The organism is Clostridium sp. 001, assembly GCF_019056555.1.
In the GTDB taxonomy this organism is placed as follows: domain Bacteria; phylum Bacillota; class Clostridia; order Clostridiales; family Clostridiaceae; genus Clostridium_B; species Clostridium_B ragsdalei.
In genome coordinates this window covers 1,046,254-1,065,314 of the sequence record NZ_CP020473.1, presented here as the reverse complement: position 1 = coordinate 1,065,314, position 19,061 = coordinate 1,046,254, and the positions used below count along the sequence as shown (strand labels likewise).

Genomic DNA, 19,061 nt, shown 5'->3' with positions numbered 1-19,061 from the left:
ATATTTATAATTTAAAATTCTATTCAAGAGCACTTTGGTGTTAGAAAATGGTTATATACTGAACACCAAAGTGACTTTTTTATTTAGTCCTTTATCCGATGACTACCCGCTCTAATACTCCCACTTCTCCAAGTGTGGGTAAAGAGCGGCTATGTCCCTGGATAACGAGTTCTAAGCATCAGATGGAGTTTAAAACTCCATCTGATGCTTAGAACTCTGTTTATATTATATAAAGTTTTTAGTATGTTCATAATTATTTCTATTTAAAAATTTTATCATTTATTGTACAATATTGAAGGATGTATTTTTTTTAGAAAGGAAAGGTTTTAACATATGAAGAAGGGGAAAATTGAAGGCAAAAAGAAACGGCCAGTTTGGAAACTCATACTGTATTTCATATTATTTGAGTTTATATTTACCGGGATGACTGCTCCATTTTTAGTATTTTACGGTCCTTTTGAAAATGTAAAGAAAACAGTAGTAGGCGCAGCCATGACTACTTTGAGCCATCAGTACATAGCAAAGATGTTTTTATCGGATAGTGAAATACAAAAAATACTAAGTGAAAACAAACCTAAAAATATAGAAAAAGATGATTCACCTTTAAAATTTGAAAATAAGCATGATAGTAGTATATAAAGGGAAGAAATAAGTGATGGAAGAAAGTTTAAAGGTTATATGCTTATAATACACGATCCGACTAGAGTTAAGGTAGGATACAGTAAAAAATTAGGTGTAGCTGGAGAACTTACAAGTCAAATAGCAAAAGATCATAATGCTGTAGCTGCTATAAATGGGGGGGGTTTTACAGATAGTTCTTCTAGTGATAGTGACAGTAAGTGGACGGGTACAGGAGGAAAACCTACAGGTGTACTTATGAGCGATGGCCAGATTGTTGCCAATGATATAACTGATCCTGATGATAAATCAAGAGGTGTAATGGCACTTACAAATAAAGGAGAACTTATAGTAGGACATCACAGTTTAAACGAACTGAAAGAGAGGAATGTTACAGAAGCTATATCTTTTGAACCTGCCTTAGTAGTGGGTGGAGAAGGTACCATAAAATCTGGTGACGGTGGTTGGGGAATAGCCCCTAGAACTGCAATAGGACAAAGGTCAGATGGTGCTATTTTATTTCTTGTTATAGATGGACGACAAACTAAAAGTATTGGTGCTTCCCTGAAGGATGTTCAAAATATAATGCTTCAATATGGTGCAGTAAATGCTACGAATTTAGATGGAGGTTCTTCTTCAACTATGTATTATGAAGGAGATGTAATAAACAACACTTGTGATCCTCTAGGTGAGAGATCAGTGCCATCAGCTATTTATGTAAAACCATAGAAGATTATTAGACAATATTAAAGGGGAGTAAAGGATGAAAATTTTCAAGAAAATTACTGTTTGGATAATTATATCTCTTGTAGTACAGTTTGCAGGATTGTTTTATATAAATAATTATTTTTTATCCTCTCAAACAGAGATAAAAACCAAAAAAATTGTAAAGAGTGAGCCCAAAAAAGCAGATGTTGTTATAAAGGTACCAGAAGATGCTAATAATATTAGTGTTTCCTTTGATGGTAGGTATCTGGCATATTGTGAATCAAGTGTTTTGAAAGTAGTGGATACAAAGGACGGAAATGAAAAAAATATAGAATTTAAAGATGGAGTCAAGGTATCTTTTTATAAATGGCAAAAAGATAGGGATAGAATACTTATAGCAGAAAAAGAAAGTTCTGATGACGGTTCAAAATTTGAATTATCATATTATGAAGCTGGTAAGGATATAAAAGAAAATATAAAAGCACTGGATTGGACAGATGAAAAAGCTAAAATTGATGATATAGAAGAATCTCCTTTTACCAATGTTATATATGTTAAGATGGAAAGCAGCGGGGAAAGGACAAATATATATAGAATTGACATAATGAATGAAATGCAAAAAGTAACTACAAGATCTTATATGGTAGGTAATATGGGAATATTATCTTTAGATGATAAACTTATATATGAAGATAAAGTATACAGTAAGATATATGTTACAGGCGATGATAGGTCACTTACGATAAATGGGGTAGAAAATCCTGTTTGGGTAGGAGTAGATGAAAATGACAAAATATACATAGCTGATGAAAAGGATAATAAAATATCAAATATCTACTGTGGAACTATAAATGACAGTGGAAGTAATTATCAAAACATAAATTTGGGCCAATCTGTAAATAAGAATGACGTGTTTGTTATGCCTTCAGGCAAAATATACATAAATGACAATTTAAAAGGTATTGTTACAGAAGTTACAAGTGGAAAGCAATATGTATATAAAGGAAATTTTGTGCAAATATATGAAGGCGGAATTGCATCAGTAAATGGTGGAAAGTTGCAAAAAGTAACGTTAAATTAGTAAAAAGAGGGGATGAAATTATTTGAATGAAATGATATTGGATAAGATACTTATTATACCAGGAATACTTATAGGGCTTACATTCCATGAATTTGCTCACGCCTTTGTGGCAGATAGATTAGGAGATAAAACAGCTAAATTTCAAGGAAGGCTTACTTTAAATCCATTTGCACATATAGATATTATAGGCTTTATAATGATATTACTTGTAGGGTTTGGATGGGCAAAGCCTGTTGAGATCAATCCAAATGCCTTTAAAAATAGAAATAAAGATGATTTAAAAGTTTCTGCGGCAGGTCCTTTGGCTAATTTAATAACAGCATTTTTAGCTGCACTTTTGACAGTGTTTTTATATAAATTTATCTTTTCATCTAGTAATTATAATTTAGTTTCAAATATAGTAGTTAAAATTGTATTGTATGTAGTAAATATAAATTGTATGTTGTTTGTGTTCAATTTAATACCTATACCTGGATTAGATGGATTTCATATACTAAGGGATTTGTTTCCTTCGTTTTACTATAATATATCAGATACTTTATATAGGTATCAGCTTATTATACTTCTTGTATTTGTAGCTACACCAATTGCAAATTATGTGGTAGGTATTCCATCAATGGCTATATACTCTAAACTTATGACCATTGCAAATAGTATCATCAGATAAACAGAGTTCTTGGCATCAGATGGAGTTTTAACTCCACCTGATGCTTATTAACAGGATTCTTAGTGCTTCAGTACTTAGAATGCGTTATCCTTTAGGAGAAATCGTTATCCAGGGACATAGTCGCTCTCAACGTAAACTTGAAGAAGTGGGAGTATTAGAGCGAGTAGTCATCGGATAAACAGAGGAAGATTGTAAATTTGTTTTTTATTTACAATCTTCCTATTATTTTTTGCTGTAAAGTGCAAAGTAATTGTTTATTTCTTCAAATATGGCTTGGACTCCATTACCCCAATTTGAATCTTCTGCATATTTTTTGCCTATCCACATAAAGGGGTTGTTTTCCTTTGGCCTGTCTTCCGATAGATTTATGATAGTTCTGGCAGCTATTCTTGATGAATCTTTTATATCAGTATTATATTCCTGCCAACTGTGATATACGTTAAAAGGGTTATTAGCTATTTTAGAGGCACTTGGAGTATTTACAGGTACGAAGTTCTGTTCCTGTCCTGTTATAGCAAATAATAAAACTGGATTTAAATTGAACTCTCTTGCAGTACTCATTATAGTAGAGAAATATGGATCTTTGCCTAGAAGTGAATTGCGGCTGCTTAAGTAGGATTTCAATTTATCTTCATCTATTGTTTGATATTTTAAATATTCAGGAAGATATACATTTGGGAAATTTTTTTTAGCATTTTTTAAAGTTATTTGATTAGCTAAATCTTTTAAATAGCTATTCCCACTTTCAGAAGTACTGGCTATATAAAAAGGAGTTTTAAATAGGCTTTTTTGAAAAAAAACTTGTCCTAATACCTGAGAAATTAAAATAAAAAATATAATTGAGGAAAATATTAAAAGTTTTTTATTAAATTTTAACTTGAAAGGTATAGCTGGAGCAGCTGTAGTTTCAATAGTTCTATTGGGACTAACAGGCTCAGTTATTTTGTTGTTTAGGTTTTCATCTGTAACAGGATTCATTTTTGGACTTGTTATCCCTAAATAGTTGTTTAAATCTTTTTCTTCAACTGAATTTTCTATATTTGCATTTATCCAGCGGGTAATTTCTTTTGTAAAATTTTTCTTTAAAGGTTCGATTTTAATACAGCAGAGAAATATATCATACATGAAAATTGAGGCTTTATTTTTAGAGAAGGTATTTTTTAAAGTGTTTATTTTTACAGTTTGTCTATAACTTTCTGGTAGTTCCTTTAGATTTGTATCTAAAATATGGTGTATGGTGTTGGAAAGCATTTTTGCCTTTTCGCTGGACGGAATCTTAAAATATTTTTTATTAATGTATTCTTGCATTGTTTTTATATCATCAGTGTTAATTATCTTTTTGTTTTTTAGTTCTTCTATAAAGTAATCCATAATTTTCACAACCTGAATAGTATAATATTTTACTTATTATTATCGTATATTGTAGAAAAAACTTTAATAATGTATAGAAAACAATATTTATATAATAGCATTGACAGTTTTGTAATTTAAATAGATAATTTATTTTGTGATTAAAAATTTGGAAAGGAATTTAGGATATGAGACTTAGAAAAAAATGGTGGGCTAGACCTGAAATGGAGGCTAGTTCTTTAACTATAACAGAAGTACAAAAGTATAAGGGAAAATGGAAAGAAGAGTTTAAAAATCAGAATGATATATATTTGGAATTAGGTTGTGGAAGGGGAAAATTCTTGTATACTCAGGCGTTAAACAATACTAATATAAATTATATAGGCATTGATTTAAAAGATGAAGTTTTAATATATGCACTTAAAAAGCTTCAAGAAGATGAAGTTACAAATGCAAGGATAATGCCTATGAACATAGCTCAAATTGAGGAAGTTTTCGATAAAGATGAGATAAGCAGGATATATATAAATTTCTGTAATCCCTGGCCTAAAAGAAGACAAAAGAAAAGAAGACTTACCCATACTGTATTTTTGAATAGGTATAGAAAGTTTTTAAAATTAGGTAGTGAAATATGGTTTAAAACAGATGACAGGGAACTTTTTGAAGAATCTCAGGAATATTTTAAGGAAAATAATTTTGAAATAAGGTATCTTACTTATGATCTTCACAGCAGTGATTTTACTGAAAATGTAGTTACAGAATATGAGGAAAAGTTTACTTCCCTTGGAATGAAAACTATGTTTTTAATAGCAAAGATGTTGTAACAAAATAGATTTTAATACAAATATTAAAGTCTTTTAGTGATAAAGAAATGGTGATTAAACTTGCAGATGAGAATGAATTTATAGATTAACTAAGAGAAACTTTAAAAATGGAATCATATGCTTACAATTCTGTTTATCTCCTATTTCTTTGATATATGGAGGATTAAGATATGGATAAAAATACACTGAAAAGTTTTGCCATAGAAGCAAGAAATGAACTAATAGATAAAATAAAAGTGAAGGCTCGTCAATATGGTATAGAAAAAGATAGTGTAAAAAATTCAAAAATAGTTAGCAGTGATTCTATAGTTATTAATGGAAGGACTCTTAGCAAAGATGAAAAATTACAAAGAGAAAAGCTTATAAAAGAAATAGAAATTATAAATGAAAAAGGTGAGGATGGATATAGTAGTGTAATTGAGGAAGTTGCATATACTTGGTTCAATAGATTTACAGCATTAAGATTTATGGAAGTAAATAATTATATGCCTACAAGGGTTAGACCTTTATCATCTACAACTCCAGGAAGTGTTGAGCCTGACTTAATAAAAGAAGCAAGTAATGTGAACCTTCCAGTAGATAAACAAAAAATATATGAATTGAGATTAAATAATGATATGGAAGCACTATTTAAGTATATGATAATAGTTCAATGTAATTCTTTAAACACAATTCTTCCATTTATGTTTGAAAAGATAGGACATTATACGGAATTATTGCTTCCAGATGGTCTTTTAAATGAAGGAGCTTTTATTAGAAGACTTACAGATACTAATTTTATACCAGAAAGTTATTGGGAAAATGTAGAGATTATAGGATGGCTTTATCAATATTATAATTCAGAAGAAAAAGATAGAGTTATAAAAGCTAAAAAGAAATATAAAAAAGAAGAAATTCCATTTGCTACTCAGCTATTTACACCTGATTGGATAGTTAGATATATGGTTCAAAACTCATTGGGAAGGTATTGGGTGGAATCTCATCCGGAACATAATGAATTAAAGAAAGAGTGGAAATTTTATATTGAGAACCCTAATCCAGAATCAGATTTTGAAGAAAAATTAGCTCCATATATAAATAAAGAATTAAAGGTAGAAGATATTAAATGTTTTGACCCTGCTTGTGGTTCAGGGCATATATTAGTTTATATGTTTGATGTATTATATCAAATATATGAGAAATGTGGATATATGAATAGAGAAATACCAAGGCTTATTATAGAAAATAACCTTTATGGACTTGATATAGATGATAAGGCTTATCAGCTTGCTTGTTTTGCCGTTGTTATGAAAGGAATGAAGTATAATAATAGACTTCTTAGAAGTATAGAAAGAGAAGGAATGAGTATAAATATAGCGTCTATACAAGAAACTAATGACTTAAATGAAGGAGATATAGAGTATATAGCAGGAGAGTCTTCAGGAGAAAATTATGATAAGACAAAAGCTTTTATAGAGCAGTTCAAAAATGCAAAGATATGTGGTTCACTTATAAAGATAGAAGAGTTTGATAAAGAATTTTTAGAAAAAAGATATGAGCATATATTAAATGACCCTGTAGAGGATTTAATGCAAGAGGAAAGTAGAAAAAAGGTTGTTAATATATTACCTAAATTAATGAAACAGACAAGTATAATGGTGAAAACATATGATGTTTTATCAACTAATCCTCCATATATAGGGAATAAGTACTTAAATCCTATTTTAGGAGAATTTATTAGTAAAAATTATTCAGATGTAAAGTCAGATATTTTTTCAGCATTTATTGTATATAGTTTTTCTAAAGTTAAATATAATGGTCAATTGGCATTTATGACTCCATTTGTATGGATGTTCATTAAATCATATGAAAAATTAAGAAATATAATTATTGAAACAAAAAATATAAGCACTTTAATTCAGTTGGAATATTCAGGGCTTGAAGAAGCTACTGTTCCAGTTTGTACATTCACATTAAGGAATTATGAAAGCAACATATTAGGTAATTACATTAAGTTATCAGAATTTAAAGGTGTTAAAAATCAGTCAATAAAAACAAGAGAAGCAATAGTTAATCCTGAGGTAACATATAGATTCATAATTAATCAGACCAAAATGAACAGTATACCAGGAAAGAGATTTGGGTATTGGTTAACGGATAAGGAAATAGGTATATTAAATAAAGCAAAAATAATAGATGATATTTCATTCCCTTGTACTGGAATGCAGACAGGAAGTAATAGTAAATATACAAGAGAGTGGTTTGAAGTAAAAAATGAGTCTATAAATTTTATGAATGAAAAAAATAGTAATAAATATTGGATACCTTATCAAATGGGAGGAGATGCTCGTAAGTGGTATGGCAATATTTCGAAAGTTATATATTGGAAAAATAATGGAGAAAAAGTTAGAAGTGAAAAAAGTTCAGTTATAAGAAATGAAAGATTTTTTTTAAGTTACAATGGAATAAGCTGGAAAAGAATAACATCTGGTATAAATACTATAAGAGTATTAAACAAAGGATTTATTTTTGACCAATCTGCAGATTCTATATTTGTAAAAGATGAATCAGACTTTAATTATATATTAAGTTTTTTTAACACTAAAATAATTGCTAATATTTTTGAATTCATATCTCCAACATTGAATTTGACAGCAGGAACTGTTAAAGAAATACCAATATATATGGAGAAGAATAATAACATAAGAGATAAAATAAATTTAATTTGTCAAGAATGTATAGATATATCAAGAGAAGATTGGAATTCCTTTGAAACTTCATGGAATTTTAAAAATCACCCTATATTAATGTACAAAAATAATAATAAGATAGAGCAAGCTTTTAATAACTGGGATAGTATCACGAAAAATCAATTTTATAAGTTAAAAGAAAATGAAGAAGAAATAAATAAAATTTTTATAGATATTTATGAACTTCAAGATGAAATAACTCCAGAAGTTGAAGAAAAATATATTACTATAAGAAAAGCAGATAAAGAAAGAGAAATTAAATCATTTATATCTTATGCAGTTGGTTGTGTATTTGGTAGATATTCTTTAGACCAGGAAGGACTAGTTTATGCTGGAGGCAAGTTTGATCTTTCAAAATATAAAACATTTAAAGCTGATGAAGATAATATAATACCAATCCTATCAGATAGCTATTTTGAAGATGATATAGTGGCTAAGTTTGTGGAATTTGTTAAAGTTACTTTTGGAGAAGAAAGTTTGTCAGAAAATCTTAATTTTATAGCTGAAACGCTTGGTAAGAAGAATAATGAAACAGTAAAAGATACTATAAGAAGATATTTCTTTAATGATTTCTTTAAAGACCATGTTCAAACATATAAAAAGAGACCTATATATTGGTTGTTTACATCAGGAAAACAAAAAGCCTTCAACTGTTTAATTTATATGCATAGATATGATAAAACAACTTTATCAAGAATGAGAACGGATTATTTACATGAGCTTCAGGATAAACTTGATACAAAGAGAAAATCTTTATTAGATGTAATAGATGGAGCTTATGATACTAAAGAAAAGAATGATGCTAAAAAAAAGCTTATAGTCATTGATAAGCAAATAGATGAGTTAAAGAAATATGATGAAGTTTTACATCATATGGCAGATATGCAAATAGAAATGGATTTAGATGATGGGGTAAAAGTAAACTATCAAAAGTTTAAAGGATTGCTAAGTAAAATATAATATAATAACGTAGTAAATGATTATATATCATTTGAAATATATGACAGAAAAAGGTGAAAATAAAATGAGTATTGTATGTATTGGAGACAGCATAACTTTTGGTTTTAGAGTACGCAAAACGGAAAGTTGGGTTAGTGTGTTATCTAAAAAAATAAAGGAAAACATTATTAATAAAGGTATACCAGGTAATACAACAGGCGAAATGAAGGAAAGATTTGAAAAAGATGTTGTTGAGTTTAAACCATCGAAAGTTTTAATTATGGGGGGAACTAATGATGTATTTTTAAAGACAAGTATTAATGATATTTTAAAAAACATAGATATGATGGTTGAGATATGTGAAAAAAATAAATTTATCCCTATAGTTTTAACACCACTGCCGGTTAAAGATGATATTGTAAAAAAGACATGGTTTAAAGATAGGGATTATAAAGAGGTTAATAACCATTTAGGCAAATTGCGGGAACTGTTAGTTGAATATGGCAAAAAGAAAAATATTGGAGTTATAGATGTAGGAACTATTTTAGCTGAAAGTGGGAAAATTAAAGAATATTTCTTAGATGATGGAATACATGTGTCAAAAGAGATTCATAATGAAATAGCTAAAATAATAGTTAATTCAAATATAGTACAGTATAGTTAAATAGATGCATTTTTGTTGTTTTTAGAATAAAAGAAATCTATAATTATATAGGATATATAATTTTAATTAAAAATATAGGGGATGAAATTGACATGAAAGTAAATAGACTAAACAAAGTATTGAAAAAGATGAAATCTCAAAATGTACCGCAGCTTATTGTATCAGATCCAGCATCTATATTTTATTTAACTGGAAAGTGGATACATCCAGGGGAAAGATTACTTGTACTTTATTTAAATATAAATGGGGATAAGAAACTATTTATAAATGAGTTATTTACTTTAGAAGAAGACATAGGGGCAGAGAAAGTTTGGTATAAAGATACAGATGATGCTGTGGATATAATCTCAAAATATACGGATAAAAATTTACCTATAGGTATAGACAAGAATTGGCCGGCCAGATTTCTTTTGAGATTAATGGAATTAAAAGCTGGCAGCAATTTTGTAAATGGTTCTGAGATAATTGATAGAATAAGAATGTGTAAAGACGATAATGAAAGAAATTTAATGAGAGAAGCATCCAAGCTTAATGATAAGGCTATGGACAAGTTAATAAAACTGATTCCTGAAGGTTATACAGAAAAGAAGATGGGAAAAGCTTTGGAAAATATATATGAAAGTTTAGGAGCGGAAGGTTTTTCTTTTGATCCTATTGTGGCTTATGGAATAAATGCAGCTGATCCTCATCATGAGACAGATAATTCTATATTTAAAGAAGGAGAAGCTGTAACTATAGATATTGGATGCATTAAAGATTCCTATTGTTCTGACATGACGAGAACTGTATTTTATAAATATGTTCCTGAAAATAGTAAGAAGGTATATAATACAGTTTTAGAAGCTAATAAAAGGGGAATTGAAGCAGTTAAACCTGGGGCAAGATTTTGTGACATAGATAAAGCAGCAAGAGATTATATAGATGGAAAAGGTTATGGTAAGTACTTTACACATAGAACGGGGCACTCTATAGGAATAGAATGTCACGATTTAGGTGATGTTTCTTCTGCAAATAGTGATAAGGTACAACCTGGTATGATATTTTCAATTGAACCTGGTATCTACATACCAGGTGAAATAGGAGTTAGAATAGAGGATTTGGTACTTGTTACGGAAGATGGTTGTGAAGTTTTAAATAAGTACAGCAAAGATATTATAGTAGTTGAGTAATAGAAAAAAGATGTAGATTTCTAAATTTACATCTTTTTTTATTATCAATGAATATTATTTAGCGGGAGTGTTACAGTAGGCAGCCATCAGATAAATTTTGATAAGATTGTTGGCATAATTGACTAACTTAAATAGTAAATTTATAATATAAAGTAGCTTTAAAAAATAAAGTTACTTTATATTATAAATGAAAACGGGGGTTATAAAATATGGAACATATAAATTTGTTTTTAGTGTTTGCTGAAGGTGTGATGTCATTATTATCACCATGTATACTTCCTCTACTTCCAGTTTATCTAATTATATTATCAAATAGTGATGCAGAAACATTGAGAACGAAAGATGTTAAATTTATAAATATTTCATTATTAATAAATACAATTTTATTTTTATTGGGAATATCTACTACATTTTTTATATTAGGTTCTTCAGTAAGTGTACTTAATTATTTTTTTGCATCTAATAAGAATTTAATACTTATGATAGGTGGAGCTTTAATTGTTATTATGGGAATCTTTTATATGGGATATATAAATATACCCTTCCTGCAAAAAGAGAAGAAATTTCATATTCAGATAAAGAAAATAAAACCTTTAACAGCATATATACTTGGATTTACCTTTAGTTTTGGATGGACTCCATGTGTTGGGCCTATGCTTTCTTCTGTACTAATTATGGCTTCAACTTCAAGAAATATTTTAGCTGGAAACATTCTTATCTTTATATATACTATTGGATTTATGCTACCATTCGTAATAATTGCTATTTTTTATAATAAATTGTTAGGATTATTTAATAAGATAAAGCTTCATATGAACGTAGTACAAAAAATTGGGGGAGGTATTCTTATAGCATCAGGTTTAATAATGATTCTTGGAGGAACAGGAAAGACATTTGATTATAAGAATAAATCAGCAGTATATTCAAAACAACAAGTTCAAAATGAAGAAGATAAAAGTAAGAAAAATGAGTCTGCTGAAGTAAATAATACTAAAGCTCCAGATTTTAGTCTAGTTGATCAATATGGAAATACGCATAAGTTAAGTGATTATAAGGGTAAAGTAGTATTTTTAAATTTTTGGGCTACCTGGTGTCCACCATGTAAAAGTGAATTACCTCATATAGAAGAAATTTATAAAGAATATGAAAATAACAGCAAAGATGTTATAATTTTAGGGGTAACCGCACCTAATTTGGGACAAGAGGGGTCTAAAGAAAATATAAGAAGTTTTATTAATAAACAGGGATATACATTTCCAGTAGTGTTTGATAGCGATGGAGATGTTATGGGTAGGTATGATATAGATGCTTTTCCAACCACATTTATAATTGATAAAAAGGGAAATATAAATAAATATGTTCCAGGGTCTATGGATAGGGCTTCAATGGAATCATTAATAAATAATGTTAAATAATTTGGGAGATGATATTTTGAAGGTCACTTATGATTTTAATTGCAATTTAGCTCAAACTTTAAATATTTTAGGTGATAAGTGGACTTTACTAGTTCTTCATAGAATTTTAAATAGTAAAAATACTTTTAAGGAATTACAAGAGGCGTTAAATCCAATTCCCACTAATATTTTATCAGATAGAATAAAGCTACTTGAAAAGAATGGTCTTATATATGCTCAAATATACAATGAGCATCCACCAAGATATCAATATTTAGTGACAGAAAAGGGAAGAGACTTTAAGCATGTGTTTAATTCGATTATTATATGGGCAAATAAATATTTGAAAAGTTGTAAAAGAACAGTATGTCATGAGAAGTGTGGAAAAGAAATAGAGATAAGATATTATTGTAAAAATTGTGATGAATATGTTGATGACTTGATAATTAAAGAATTAGAAACTAAAAATCAATAAACCGGGAGTTTCGACTCTCGGTTTATCTTTTTTTAGTGTATGATAGCTTACTTAAGTGCTTCTCTAGCTTTTTCCACCTCAGAATCGGCAATAAAATTTTTTATGTCTTTTAATTTGGTATCCTTTGGAATGAAATTAGGTATATCAAGTTTTTTATACAGTTTGTTTAAATCAATTTTAAATGCTTCAGATATTTCTTGCAAAGTCATGTAACCTTTTATTTCTTCAGGATTTATTTTAATTTCAGAAGTTTTAGTGCCAGAAGCAGTTTTAGTTTCAAGGGATATTTTAGGAGGTGTATCCTGGTATATTCCTGTAAGTTTAGTAATGCCTATTCCTCCAAAGAACAATAAAATTACAAAGGATAAAACAAATAATAGCTTAATGGCTTGTCTATATTTTCTGGAACAATAAGTTTTCGTTTAAATATTTTTTTGCCCATAATCCCAAAGAACTCTTGAAGAGCACCAAAAGGACATATAAGACCACAAAAGCTTCTTCTGAAAATCAATGCTATTAATAATGTTATAATAAGGAGAATAAGGGTTCCTGAAAATATTTTTTGTATAAATGTTCTACCAAAAATCAGGCTGTAGAGTGATTCTAAGGCTCCATAGGGACACAGTGCATATATAGATGGTGATTTGTGCTGTCTCCAAGCAGTTGATGGAGGTAAGCTTCAATTGTAATAAGTATCAAGAACACTGAAAGTAAAATGTAGCGTAAATTTTTTAATAATTTATTGTTTTTCATTCATTTGCTCTCCAGATATTTTTAATTTATTATAGGAAAGTTTCCCCTTTGCAAGTTCTTCACATATAGAAGCATTATAATTATTACTTTCAATTTCATTTTTGATATTCAAAAATTCTTTTGTAGTTATTTCACATTTCGCATATCTCTCAATAAGTATAGGAATATAAGAATTTGAATATTTAATATCTTCAATAATAGATTTCCTCTCTATAAATTCATCGGCAGTAATTGCACTAGAAGCATATTTTTCTTTGAGTATATCTAGAAGTTTTATTATAAAGGGATTTAAAGGAGGCTTATTTTTTAATACTAAAAATATTAAAATTGAAATAACTAACAGAAGAAATATTAAAATATAAGAACCATAAAATCCTAATCCCATATGATATCCATGTCTCATCATAATCTCACCTCATTTTTAGACTTTGTTGGAAAAGAAATAGTTATTCTTGTTCCTTTTGTAAGTTCACTTTCTATAGAAAAATGTCCATTTAAAACTTTTACTAATCTTTTTGCAATTGAAAGTCCAAGTCCAGTTCCACCAGTATTTGAAGATCTTGATCTATCAGCTTTGAAAAATTTTTCACCTAAATACTGAATTTCATTTTTAGGTATACCAATTCCATTGTCTTCAATAGTTATATAAATATTTTCCCTATCGGAATATGAGGATATCTTTAACTTACCTTTATTTTGTGAAAACTTAATTCCATTATCTAAAAATATTATGAGTAATTGCTTCAACTTGTTGTAATCACTAAATAGAGGAGGTAAGTTATTTTTAAGGGATAGCTGTAAATCTAAGCTTTTATTGTCTATTAAAGGTTTAAGATTTCTCAAAGTATCGCTAATAAGCATATTGATGTCAAGTTCATTAAAATCAATCTCTAATTTACCAGAGTCTAGTTTGCTTAAATTAAGCAAATCTTTAACCATTCGTTCAAGGCGATTAGTTTCTTTTAAAAGTATAATGCAGGTATCTTTTATACATTCTGGTTGAGTCATTCCATCTACAATAGATTCTAAGTTACCCCTTATAACTGTTAAAGGGGTTCTAAATTCGTGGGAGACATTAGAAATAAAGTCTTTTCGCATTTGTTCAAGTTTTTCCTTTTCACTTACGTCTTGAATAAGAATTACACCACCTATAACTTGATTTAAATTGTTTTTTATAGGAGATATAGAAAAATTTAATACTTTATTTAGATATTCTTTTACTATAGATTTTTTAGTATTACTAGATATAGCAGAATTAAACTCTTCAATTATATTTAAATTTAGTAATATTTCATTAATTTTTGTGTCTGATTCAATGCTTTTTAAAGACAGCAGGTCTAAGGTAGATTGATTCATATTTACAATATGAAAATTTGTATCTAGAGATAAAATGCCCTCGTTCATACTTGTTAGTACATTACTTAACTTAGTTTTTTCTTCAAAAAGTTTATCTATGGTGTACTGAAGTTTTAGAGATAATAAATCAAATGAATTTGATAATTCTCCAATTTCATCTTTCCGATATATATTTGTCTTTATCCCATAGTGACCTCTTGCCAGTTCAAGTGCGGAAAAATTTATTCTCTTTATTGGTTTAGATATATTTTTAGAAAAATAATATCCCATAAATCCAGCAAGGCATATTTCGCCTATAAGAGTTAAAACTATATATATAAAAAATTTGTTCATAGAATTTGATAAATCATATAAAGAAGAATTGAGGATTACTGCACCTATTACAGTGCTGCTGCTATTTTTTATTGGAACTGCTGTAGTCATCATGTATTCTTTATAGTAAGGGTTGTATGTCTCATTGTATGTTTCTGTGCCAGTAGATACTTTTTCAATAATAGAATTGTATGCTTTTTTCACATCTGCATCGTTAATGCTAGTGAGAACATTATCTTTATTATTTGATGCACTTATGATATTTTTATTGGAATCTAGTATCCAAAGTTTTGCGTTATCTATGGAATCTATTAAATTTATAACACTTACAAAATCTTTTCCTTTAGTGCTTTGAAACATATAAGGCCTAATAGTATTTGAGATTTCTAAAGCATGTTTTTTCATGTTATTCCTTTTGATTTCATAGATGTTGTTTTTAAATACATTTAATGCAATAATTCCAATTAAAAGAGTTGAAACGATAACGATTGTTAAAAAGCCAAGGGTAAGTTTAAAAGTAATATTTTTTTTAAACATCTTTCACCTCAAATTTATATCCTATACCCCAAATAGTTTTAATGTCCCAGTTATATTGCCCATTAAGGTGAAGTTTTGCCCTTATCCTTTTTATATGGGTATCCACTGTCCTTGGGTCTCCAAAGTAATCTACACCCCATATGCTGTCCAGTAAATCATCCCTTGAAACTATTTTGTTAGGTGAACTTGAGAGCATCCATAAAACCTCGATTTCTTTTTTTGTAAGATTAATATTTTTACCTTCTATTTTAATCGAGTAATTGTCAATGTCTAATTCAAGAGATTCATATTTAATTAGTGATATTTTGTTATTTTCAGGAAGAGTAATCCTTCTTAAGACAGCCTTTATTCTTGCTACTACTTCTCCAGGGCTAAATGGCTTTACAATATAATCGTCAGCACCAGAATTTAACCCTAAAATTTTGTCGGCATCTTCACTTTTTGCTGTTATCATTATTATTGGAGTATTTGATTTTTCTCTTATTTTATTACAAACTTTAATTCCATCCATTAAGGGCATCATAATGTCAAGTAATATTAACTGTGGATTATAATGGTTAAATTTTAATAATGCCTCTTCTCCATCAAGGGCAAAAATTACGGTAAAACCCTCTTTTTCTATATAAGGCTTTAGGATTTTAATGATTTCTATATTATCATCAGCAATTAAAATATTTTTATCCATCTTGTATCACCTCGTTATCTTGTTTAGATTATATCACCCGTAATAATTAGAAGTGTGAAATAATTGTGGACTGTATTTGTTATGATTGTGATTTCATTGTAAACACATTCAAATAAATTTTAATAAATATAACACAATTAGGACACTTTTTTATATTGGAATTTGTTTATTATCATAGTATACCCAACAAATTGAAAGTAAAATTAAGGAGGAATGAAAAGTGAAAGGAAAGAATCTTTTAGCAGCATTGGCGGTGGTGTTGGTAGTAGGAGCAAGTGCCACCGTTTATGCAGAAACAACAACTAATTATACAAATCATGGATTAGGATTTGGAAGAATAACTTCCATGAGAGGCTATGATTATGTATCTTCTGTGTTAAAGGATAAAGTTGGAATGACTGACAAGGAAATAACTGATGGCTTAAATTCAGGAAAGACCATGTATGATTTGGCAAAAGACAAGGGTATGACTATTGACGAATTCAGAACAGCACTAATTGAAGAAAAGTCAAAATCTATTGATGAAGCAGTATCAAAGAAAACAATTACAAAAGAGCAGGGGGATTCTTTAAAAGAAAATATAAAGAATAATATAAACAGCTGTAATGGTAATACTGGTCATATGCAGGGAAATGGGATGAGAGGAAAAGGGCATAAGTAAATGAGAAATAGTATAATACATTGATTTTGGGTTCCAAATCTAATGTATTATACTTTTTTTTATTTTCAGGAAATGCTAATGTGACTAAGTCACTTATATATTTAAATAATTAATTTATAATAAATTCATAAGAACTAAGCAATGGAGGGGTTTAACTTGAAAGAAATTTTTAAATTGTGGAAAAAATATTCATTTACATTATTAATTGTATTTGTATTATTAGGATTAATTGACTTCAGATTTTCAGTAGCAGCGGTCATTTGTATGGCAGGTCCTATAATCGTGTCTATATTTAAGGGAAGATTTTGGTGCGGTAATTTATGTCCAAGAGGAAACTTTTATGATAATATAGTTTCTAAATTTAGTAATAAAAGAAAAGTGCCTAAGCTTTTAAAATCTTATTATTTTAGAATTTTAGTTGTAGTATTTATGATGACTATGTTTACATTAGGAATTAAACGAAATTGGGGAAATCTTTATGGTATAGGAATGGTATTTTATAGGATTATTGTTGTAACGACAATAATTGGTATAATATTATCTTTGTTCTATAATCATAGAACCTGGTGTAATTTTTGTCCCATGGGAACTATAGCATCAATTATATCAAAATTTAGAACTAATAAAAAAGTACTACAAGTATCATCGAATTGTGTTTCTTGTAAAATATGCGAAAAAAAGTGTTCATTAGGAATAGTTCCTTATGAATACAAAGGTGATCTTCTGAGTCATCCTGATTGTATACAATGTGGAAAATGTGTAAGTGCATGTCCTAAAAAGGCAATAGGACATAATAAGATTGACTTAAAATAATTGTAATTGTATTAAAGAGGGGATGCTATATAGCAATTCATCCTCTTTTTTTGATACATTATATGTGTGACTAAATAAAATATACTTGTCAAAGATTTATATATGACAAAATTGTGGAGGAAAATAAATGGTTAATCATGATGAAAACTTAAGCAATAGGTTAAAAAATATAAAATCTTTATATAAAGCATATCCAGTATTAGAGAAAATCGATATAAATAATAATGGAATATTAAAAAGGAAAGCAATTTTTAAAATTATGCATTTTAATGAGTATGCGAAATTAATAGAGGAAACATGTCAAGGAGTTCCATTTGTAATAAAAGGGACAATAAAAATACAAAAAATTAATGAAGATGGAGATGAAACTAATCTTTATAATATAGAACAAGGAGAATTTTGCCATGAAGCTTTGAGTTGTTTGTCAAACTTGAAATCTCTAAAAATAGTAGGTAAGGCGATTCAAGATTCTGAACTATGTATAATTCCATTTAACATAGTCCAAAAGTACCTTATGGAGAATAATGAATTTTTATCATATATATATAAGGATTTATATAATAAATTTAATATTGTTATAGAGAACAAAGAAAGAATAATTCATGAATCCTTAGAATCAAGGCTTATCAGGTTACTTATTAATAAAGATAGTAAGATAATTTATGCAACGCACAGTCAATTAGCCTTTGAGATTGATTCGGTTAGAGAAGTTGTTAGCAGGAAACTAAAAGGTCTTGAAAAAAGAGAATATATAAAATTAGAAAGAGGAAAAATAGTAATACTTAAGGATTTGAACGAAATATTAAAAGGCTAGACGTATTTTATGATTGGTTAAATGCTTCAGAAATTTTATATGTTTCAGTAAAAACAAAGAAATGAAAGAAAAATGGTGGGTCAGTAATAATATACTGCTTTTAAAGTACTTAATTGATATTGACATGATATATATTAATATATATCATAAGTATATAAGTATTTAATTATAAAATTATTAGCTTGCGGAGGAAAATCATGAATCAACAAGAAGTAAGTGTTAGAATTTTTAAAGCATTAGGGCATCCTATAAGATATAAAATAGTTAAGTTTTTATATGATGATCCTAAATGTGTATGTAAATTAAATGAACATATAGAATTTAGTCAAGCTAATTTATCCCAGCATTTAAAAATACTTAAGGAAGCAGGTATATTGTCGTCTGAAAAAGTTGGCATGAATATTCATTATAAGATAAGTAGTGAAGAAATAAAAAGTATTATTGATAGTGTTGATAAATTTGCTGTGAGTTATTTGCATAATTCAAAATAAAATATAAATAAATTCAGGAGG

Annotated in this window: 18 protein-coding genes and 1 pseudogene; 13 read left to right on the top strand and 6 right to left on the bottom strand. The window is 28.4% G+C overall.

Features of this window, described 5'->3' with window-relative positions; all coding sequences use genetic code 11:
- Positions 1-333: 333 nt before the first annotated feature.
- The 3 genes and pseudogenes from B5S50_RS04755 to B5S50_RS04745 all read left to right on the top strand — a co-directional run bounded on the left by B5S50_RS04755 (position 334) and on the right by B5S50_RS04745 (position 3,074).
- A pseudogene (locus tag B5S50_RS04755) lies at positions 334-1,347 on the top strand (phosphodiester glycosidase family protein).
- A 34-nt stretch (positions 1,348-1,381) separates the two neighbouring features.
- Positions 1,382-2,407: a hypothetical protein gene (locus B5S50_RS04750; RefSeq protein WP_065079621.1), complete on the top strand. Its 1,026-nt coding sequence runs from the start codon at positions 1,382-1,384 to the stop codon at positions 2,405-2,407.
- 31 nt (positions 2,408-2,438) lie between these two features.
- Positions 2,439-3,074, top strand: coding sequence for a site-2 protease family protein (locus B5S50_RS04745; RefSeq protein WP_207644838.1), 636 nt, complete (start codon positions 2,439-2,441; stop codon positions 3,072-3,074).
- Between the two features lie 222 nt (positions 3,075-3,296).
- On the opposite strand, the gene B5S50_RS04740 is transcribed toward B5S50_RS04745, so the two are convergent.
- On the bottom strand, positions 3,297-4,445 hold the full coding sequence (locus tag B5S50_RS04740; RefSeq protein ID WP_065079619.1) for a glucosaminidase domain-containing protein: 1,149 nt from the start codon (positions 4,443-4,445) through the stop codon (positions 3,297-3,299).
- Positions 4,446-4,612: 167 nt separating this feature from the next.
- Here B5S50_RS04740 and trmB point away from each other — a divergent pair, with 167 nt between their 5' ends.
- The 6 genes from trmB to B5S50_RS04710 all read left to right on the top strand — a co-directional run bounded on the left by trmB (position 4,613) and on the right by B5S50_RS04710 (position 12,618).
- Positions 4,613-5,248 (top strand): tRNA (guanosine(46)-N7)-methyltransferase TrmB, encoded by a 636-nt coding sequence (gene trmB, locus B5S50_RS04735; RefSeq protein WP_065079618.1) that lies wholly within the window; start codon positions 4,613-4,615, stop codon positions 5,246-5,248.
- A gap of 170 nt (positions 5,249-5,418) precedes the next feature.
- Positions 5,419-8,937 (top strand): BREX-1 system adenine-specific DNA-methyltransferase PglX, encoded by a 3,519-nt coding sequence (gene pglX, locus B5S50_RS04730; RefSeq protein ID WP_217303251.1) that lies wholly within the window; start codon positions 5,419-5,421, stop codon positions 8,935-8,937.
- Between the two features lie 64 nt (positions 8,938-9,001).
- Entirely contained in the window at positions 9,002-9,580 is a 579-nt protein-coding gene (locus B5S50_RS04725) for a GDSL-type esterase/lipase family protein (RefSeq protein WP_217303250.1), read from the top strand.
- Positions 9,581-9,672: 92 nt separating this feature from the next.
- The gene (locus B5S50_RS04720) at positions 9,673-10,749 is read left to right on the top strand and encodes a Xaa-Pro peptidase family protein (RefSeq protein ID WP_217303249.1); all 1,077 of its coding nucleotides are present in this window, start codon (positions 9,673-9,675) and stop codon (positions 10,747-10,749) included.
- A 209-nt stretch (positions 10,750-10,958) separates the two neighbouring features.
- Complete coding sequence (locus B5S50_RS04715) at positions 10,959-12,164, top strand: cytochrome c biogenesis protein/redoxin (RefSeq protein ID WP_217303248.1); 1,206 nt, start codon at positions 10,959-10,961, stop codon at positions 12,162-12,164.
- A gap of 16 nt (positions 12,165-12,180) precedes the next feature.
- Positions 12,181-12,618, top strand: coding sequence for a helix-turn-helix domain-containing protein (locus B5S50_RS04710; protein ID WP_217303247.1), 438 nt, complete (start codon positions 12,181-12,183; stop codon positions 12,616-12,618).
- Positions 12,619-12,665: 47 nt separating this feature from the next.
- Here B5S50_RS04710 and B5S50_RS21495 read toward each other — a convergent pair whose 3' ends face one another.
- The 5 genes from B5S50_RS21495 to B5S50_RS04690 form a co-directional block, all read right to left on the bottom strand.
- On the bottom strand, positions 12,666-12,968 hold the full coding sequence (locus tag B5S50_RS21495) for a hypothetical protein (RefSeq protein WP_254306710.1): 303 nt from the start codon (positions 12,966-12,968) through the stop codon (positions 12,666-12,668).
- Positions 12,969-12,973: 5 nt separating this feature from the next.
- Positions 12,974-13,129 carry a 4Fe-4S binding protein gene (locus B5S50_RS21490; RefSeq protein WP_254306708.1) on the bottom strand — a complete coding sequence of 52 codons (156 nt, stop codon included), beginning with the start codon at positions 13,127-13,129 and terminating at the stop codon, positions 12,974-12,976.
- A 228-nt stretch (positions 13,130-13,357) separates the two neighbouring features.
- Complete coding sequence (locus tag B5S50_RS04700) at positions 13,358-13,777, bottom strand: SHOCT domain-containing protein (protein ID WP_217303246.1); 420 nt, start codon at positions 13,775-13,777, stop codon at positions 13,358-13,360.
- Positions 13,774-15,576 carry an ATP-binding protein gene (locus B5S50_RS04695; RefSeq protein WP_217303245.1) on the bottom strand — a complete coding sequence of 601 codons (1,803 nt, stop codon included), beginning with the start codon at positions 15,574-15,576 and terminating at the stop codon, positions 13,774-13,776. The genes B5S50_RS04700 and B5S50_RS04695 overlap by 4 nt, the downstream gene beginning before the upstream one ends.
- The gene (locus B5S50_RS04690; protein WP_217303244.1) at positions 15,569-16,261 is read right to left on the bottom strand and encodes a response regulator transcription factor; all 693 of its coding nucleotides are present in this window, start codon (positions 16,259-16,261) and stop codon (positions 15,569-15,571) included. The genes B5S50_RS04695 and B5S50_RS04690 overlap by 8 nt, the downstream gene beginning before the upstream one ends.
- Positions 16,262-16,481: 220 nt before the next feature.
- On the opposite strand from B5S50_RS04690, the gene B5S50_RS04685 reads away from it, so the two are divergent.
- From B5S50_RS04685 to B5S50_RS04670, 4 genes are all read left to right on the top strand, one after another.
- Positions 16,482-16,922 (top strand): hypothetical protein, encoded by a 441-nt coding sequence (locus B5S50_RS04685; RefSeq protein ID WP_217303243.1) that lies wholly within the window; start codon positions 16,482-16,484, stop codon positions 16,920-16,922.
- A 156-nt stretch (positions 16,923-17,078) separates the two neighbouring features.
- Positions 17,079-17,735 carry a 4Fe-4S binding protein gene (locus tag B5S50_RS04680; protein WP_254306707.1) on the top strand — a complete coding sequence of 219 codons (657 nt, stop codon included), beginning with the start codon at positions 17,079-17,081 and terminating at the stop codon, positions 17,733-17,735.
- A 127-nt stretch (positions 17,736-17,862) separates the two neighbouring features.
- Entirely contained in the window at positions 17,863-18,549 is a 687-nt protein-coding gene (locus B5S50_RS04675; protein WP_217303241.1) for a Crp/Fnr family transcriptional regulator, read from the top strand.
- A gap of 197 nt (positions 18,550-18,746) precedes the next feature.
- Positions 18,747-19,040: a helix-turn-helix transcriptional regulator gene (locus B5S50_RS04670; protein ID WP_217303240.1), complete on the top strand. Its 294-nt coding sequence runs from the start codon at positions 18,747-18,749 to the stop codon at positions 19,038-19,040.
- Positions 19,041-19,061: the final 21 nt, after the last annotated feature.

What these genes read in the sequence shown, in the direction of transcription:
- B5S50_RS04695 (WP_217303245.1), bottom strand. Translation starts at nt 15,576, where the DNA reads ATGTTTAAAAAAAATATTACTTTTAAACTTACCCTTGGCTTTTTAACA.
- B5S50_RS04675 (WP_217303241.1), top strand. Translation starts at nt 17,863, where the DNA reads ATGGTTAATCATGATGAAAACTTAAGCAATAGGTTAAAAAATATAAAA.
- B5S50_RS04725 (WP_217303250.1), top strand. Translation starts at nt 9,002, where the DNA reads ATGAGTATTGTATGTATTGGAGACAGCATAACTTTTGGTTTTAGAGTA.
- B5S50_RS04670 (WP_217303240.1), top strand. Translation starts at nt 18,747, where the DNA reads ATGAATCAACAAGAAGTAAGTGTTAGAATTTTTAAAGCATTAGGGCAT.
- B5S50_RS04740 (WP_065079619.1), bottom strand. Translation starts at nt 4,445, where the DNA reads ATGGATTACTTTATAGAAGAACTAAAAAACAAAAAGATAATTAACACT.
- B5S50_RS04715 (WP_217303248.1), top strand. Translation starts at nt 10,959, where the DNA reads ATGGAACATATAAATTTGTTTTTAGTGTTTGCTGAAGGTGTGATGTCA.
- pglX (WP_217303251.1), top strand. Translation starts at nt 5,419, where the DNA reads ATGGATAAAAATACACTGAAAAGTTTTGCCATAGAAGCAAGAAATGAA.
- trmB (WP_065079618.1), top strand. Translation starts at nt 4,613, where the DNA reads ATGAGACTTAGAAAAAAATGGTGGGCTAGACCTGAAATGGAGGCTAGT.
- B5S50_RS04690 (WP_217303244.1), bottom strand. Translation starts at nt 16,261, where the DNA reads ATGGATAAAAATATTTTAATTGCTGATGATAATATAGAAATCATTAAA.
- B5S50_RS04720 (WP_217303249.1), top strand. Translation starts at nt 9,673, where the DNA reads ATGAAAGTAAATAGACTAAACAAAGTATTGAAAAAGATGAAATCTCAA.
- B5S50_RS04700 (WP_217303246.1), bottom strand. Translation starts at nt 13,777, where the DNA reads ATGATGAGACATGGATATCATATGGGATTAGGATTTTATGGTTCTTAT.
- B5S50_RS04750 (WP_065079621.1), top strand. Translation starts at nt 1,382, where the DNA reads ATGAAAATTTTCAAGAAAATTACTGTTTGGATAATTATATCTCTTGTA.
- B5S50_RS04745 (WP_207644838.1), top strand. Translation starts at nt 2,439, where the DNA reads ATGATATTGGATAAGATACTTATTATACCAGGAATACTTATAGGGCTT.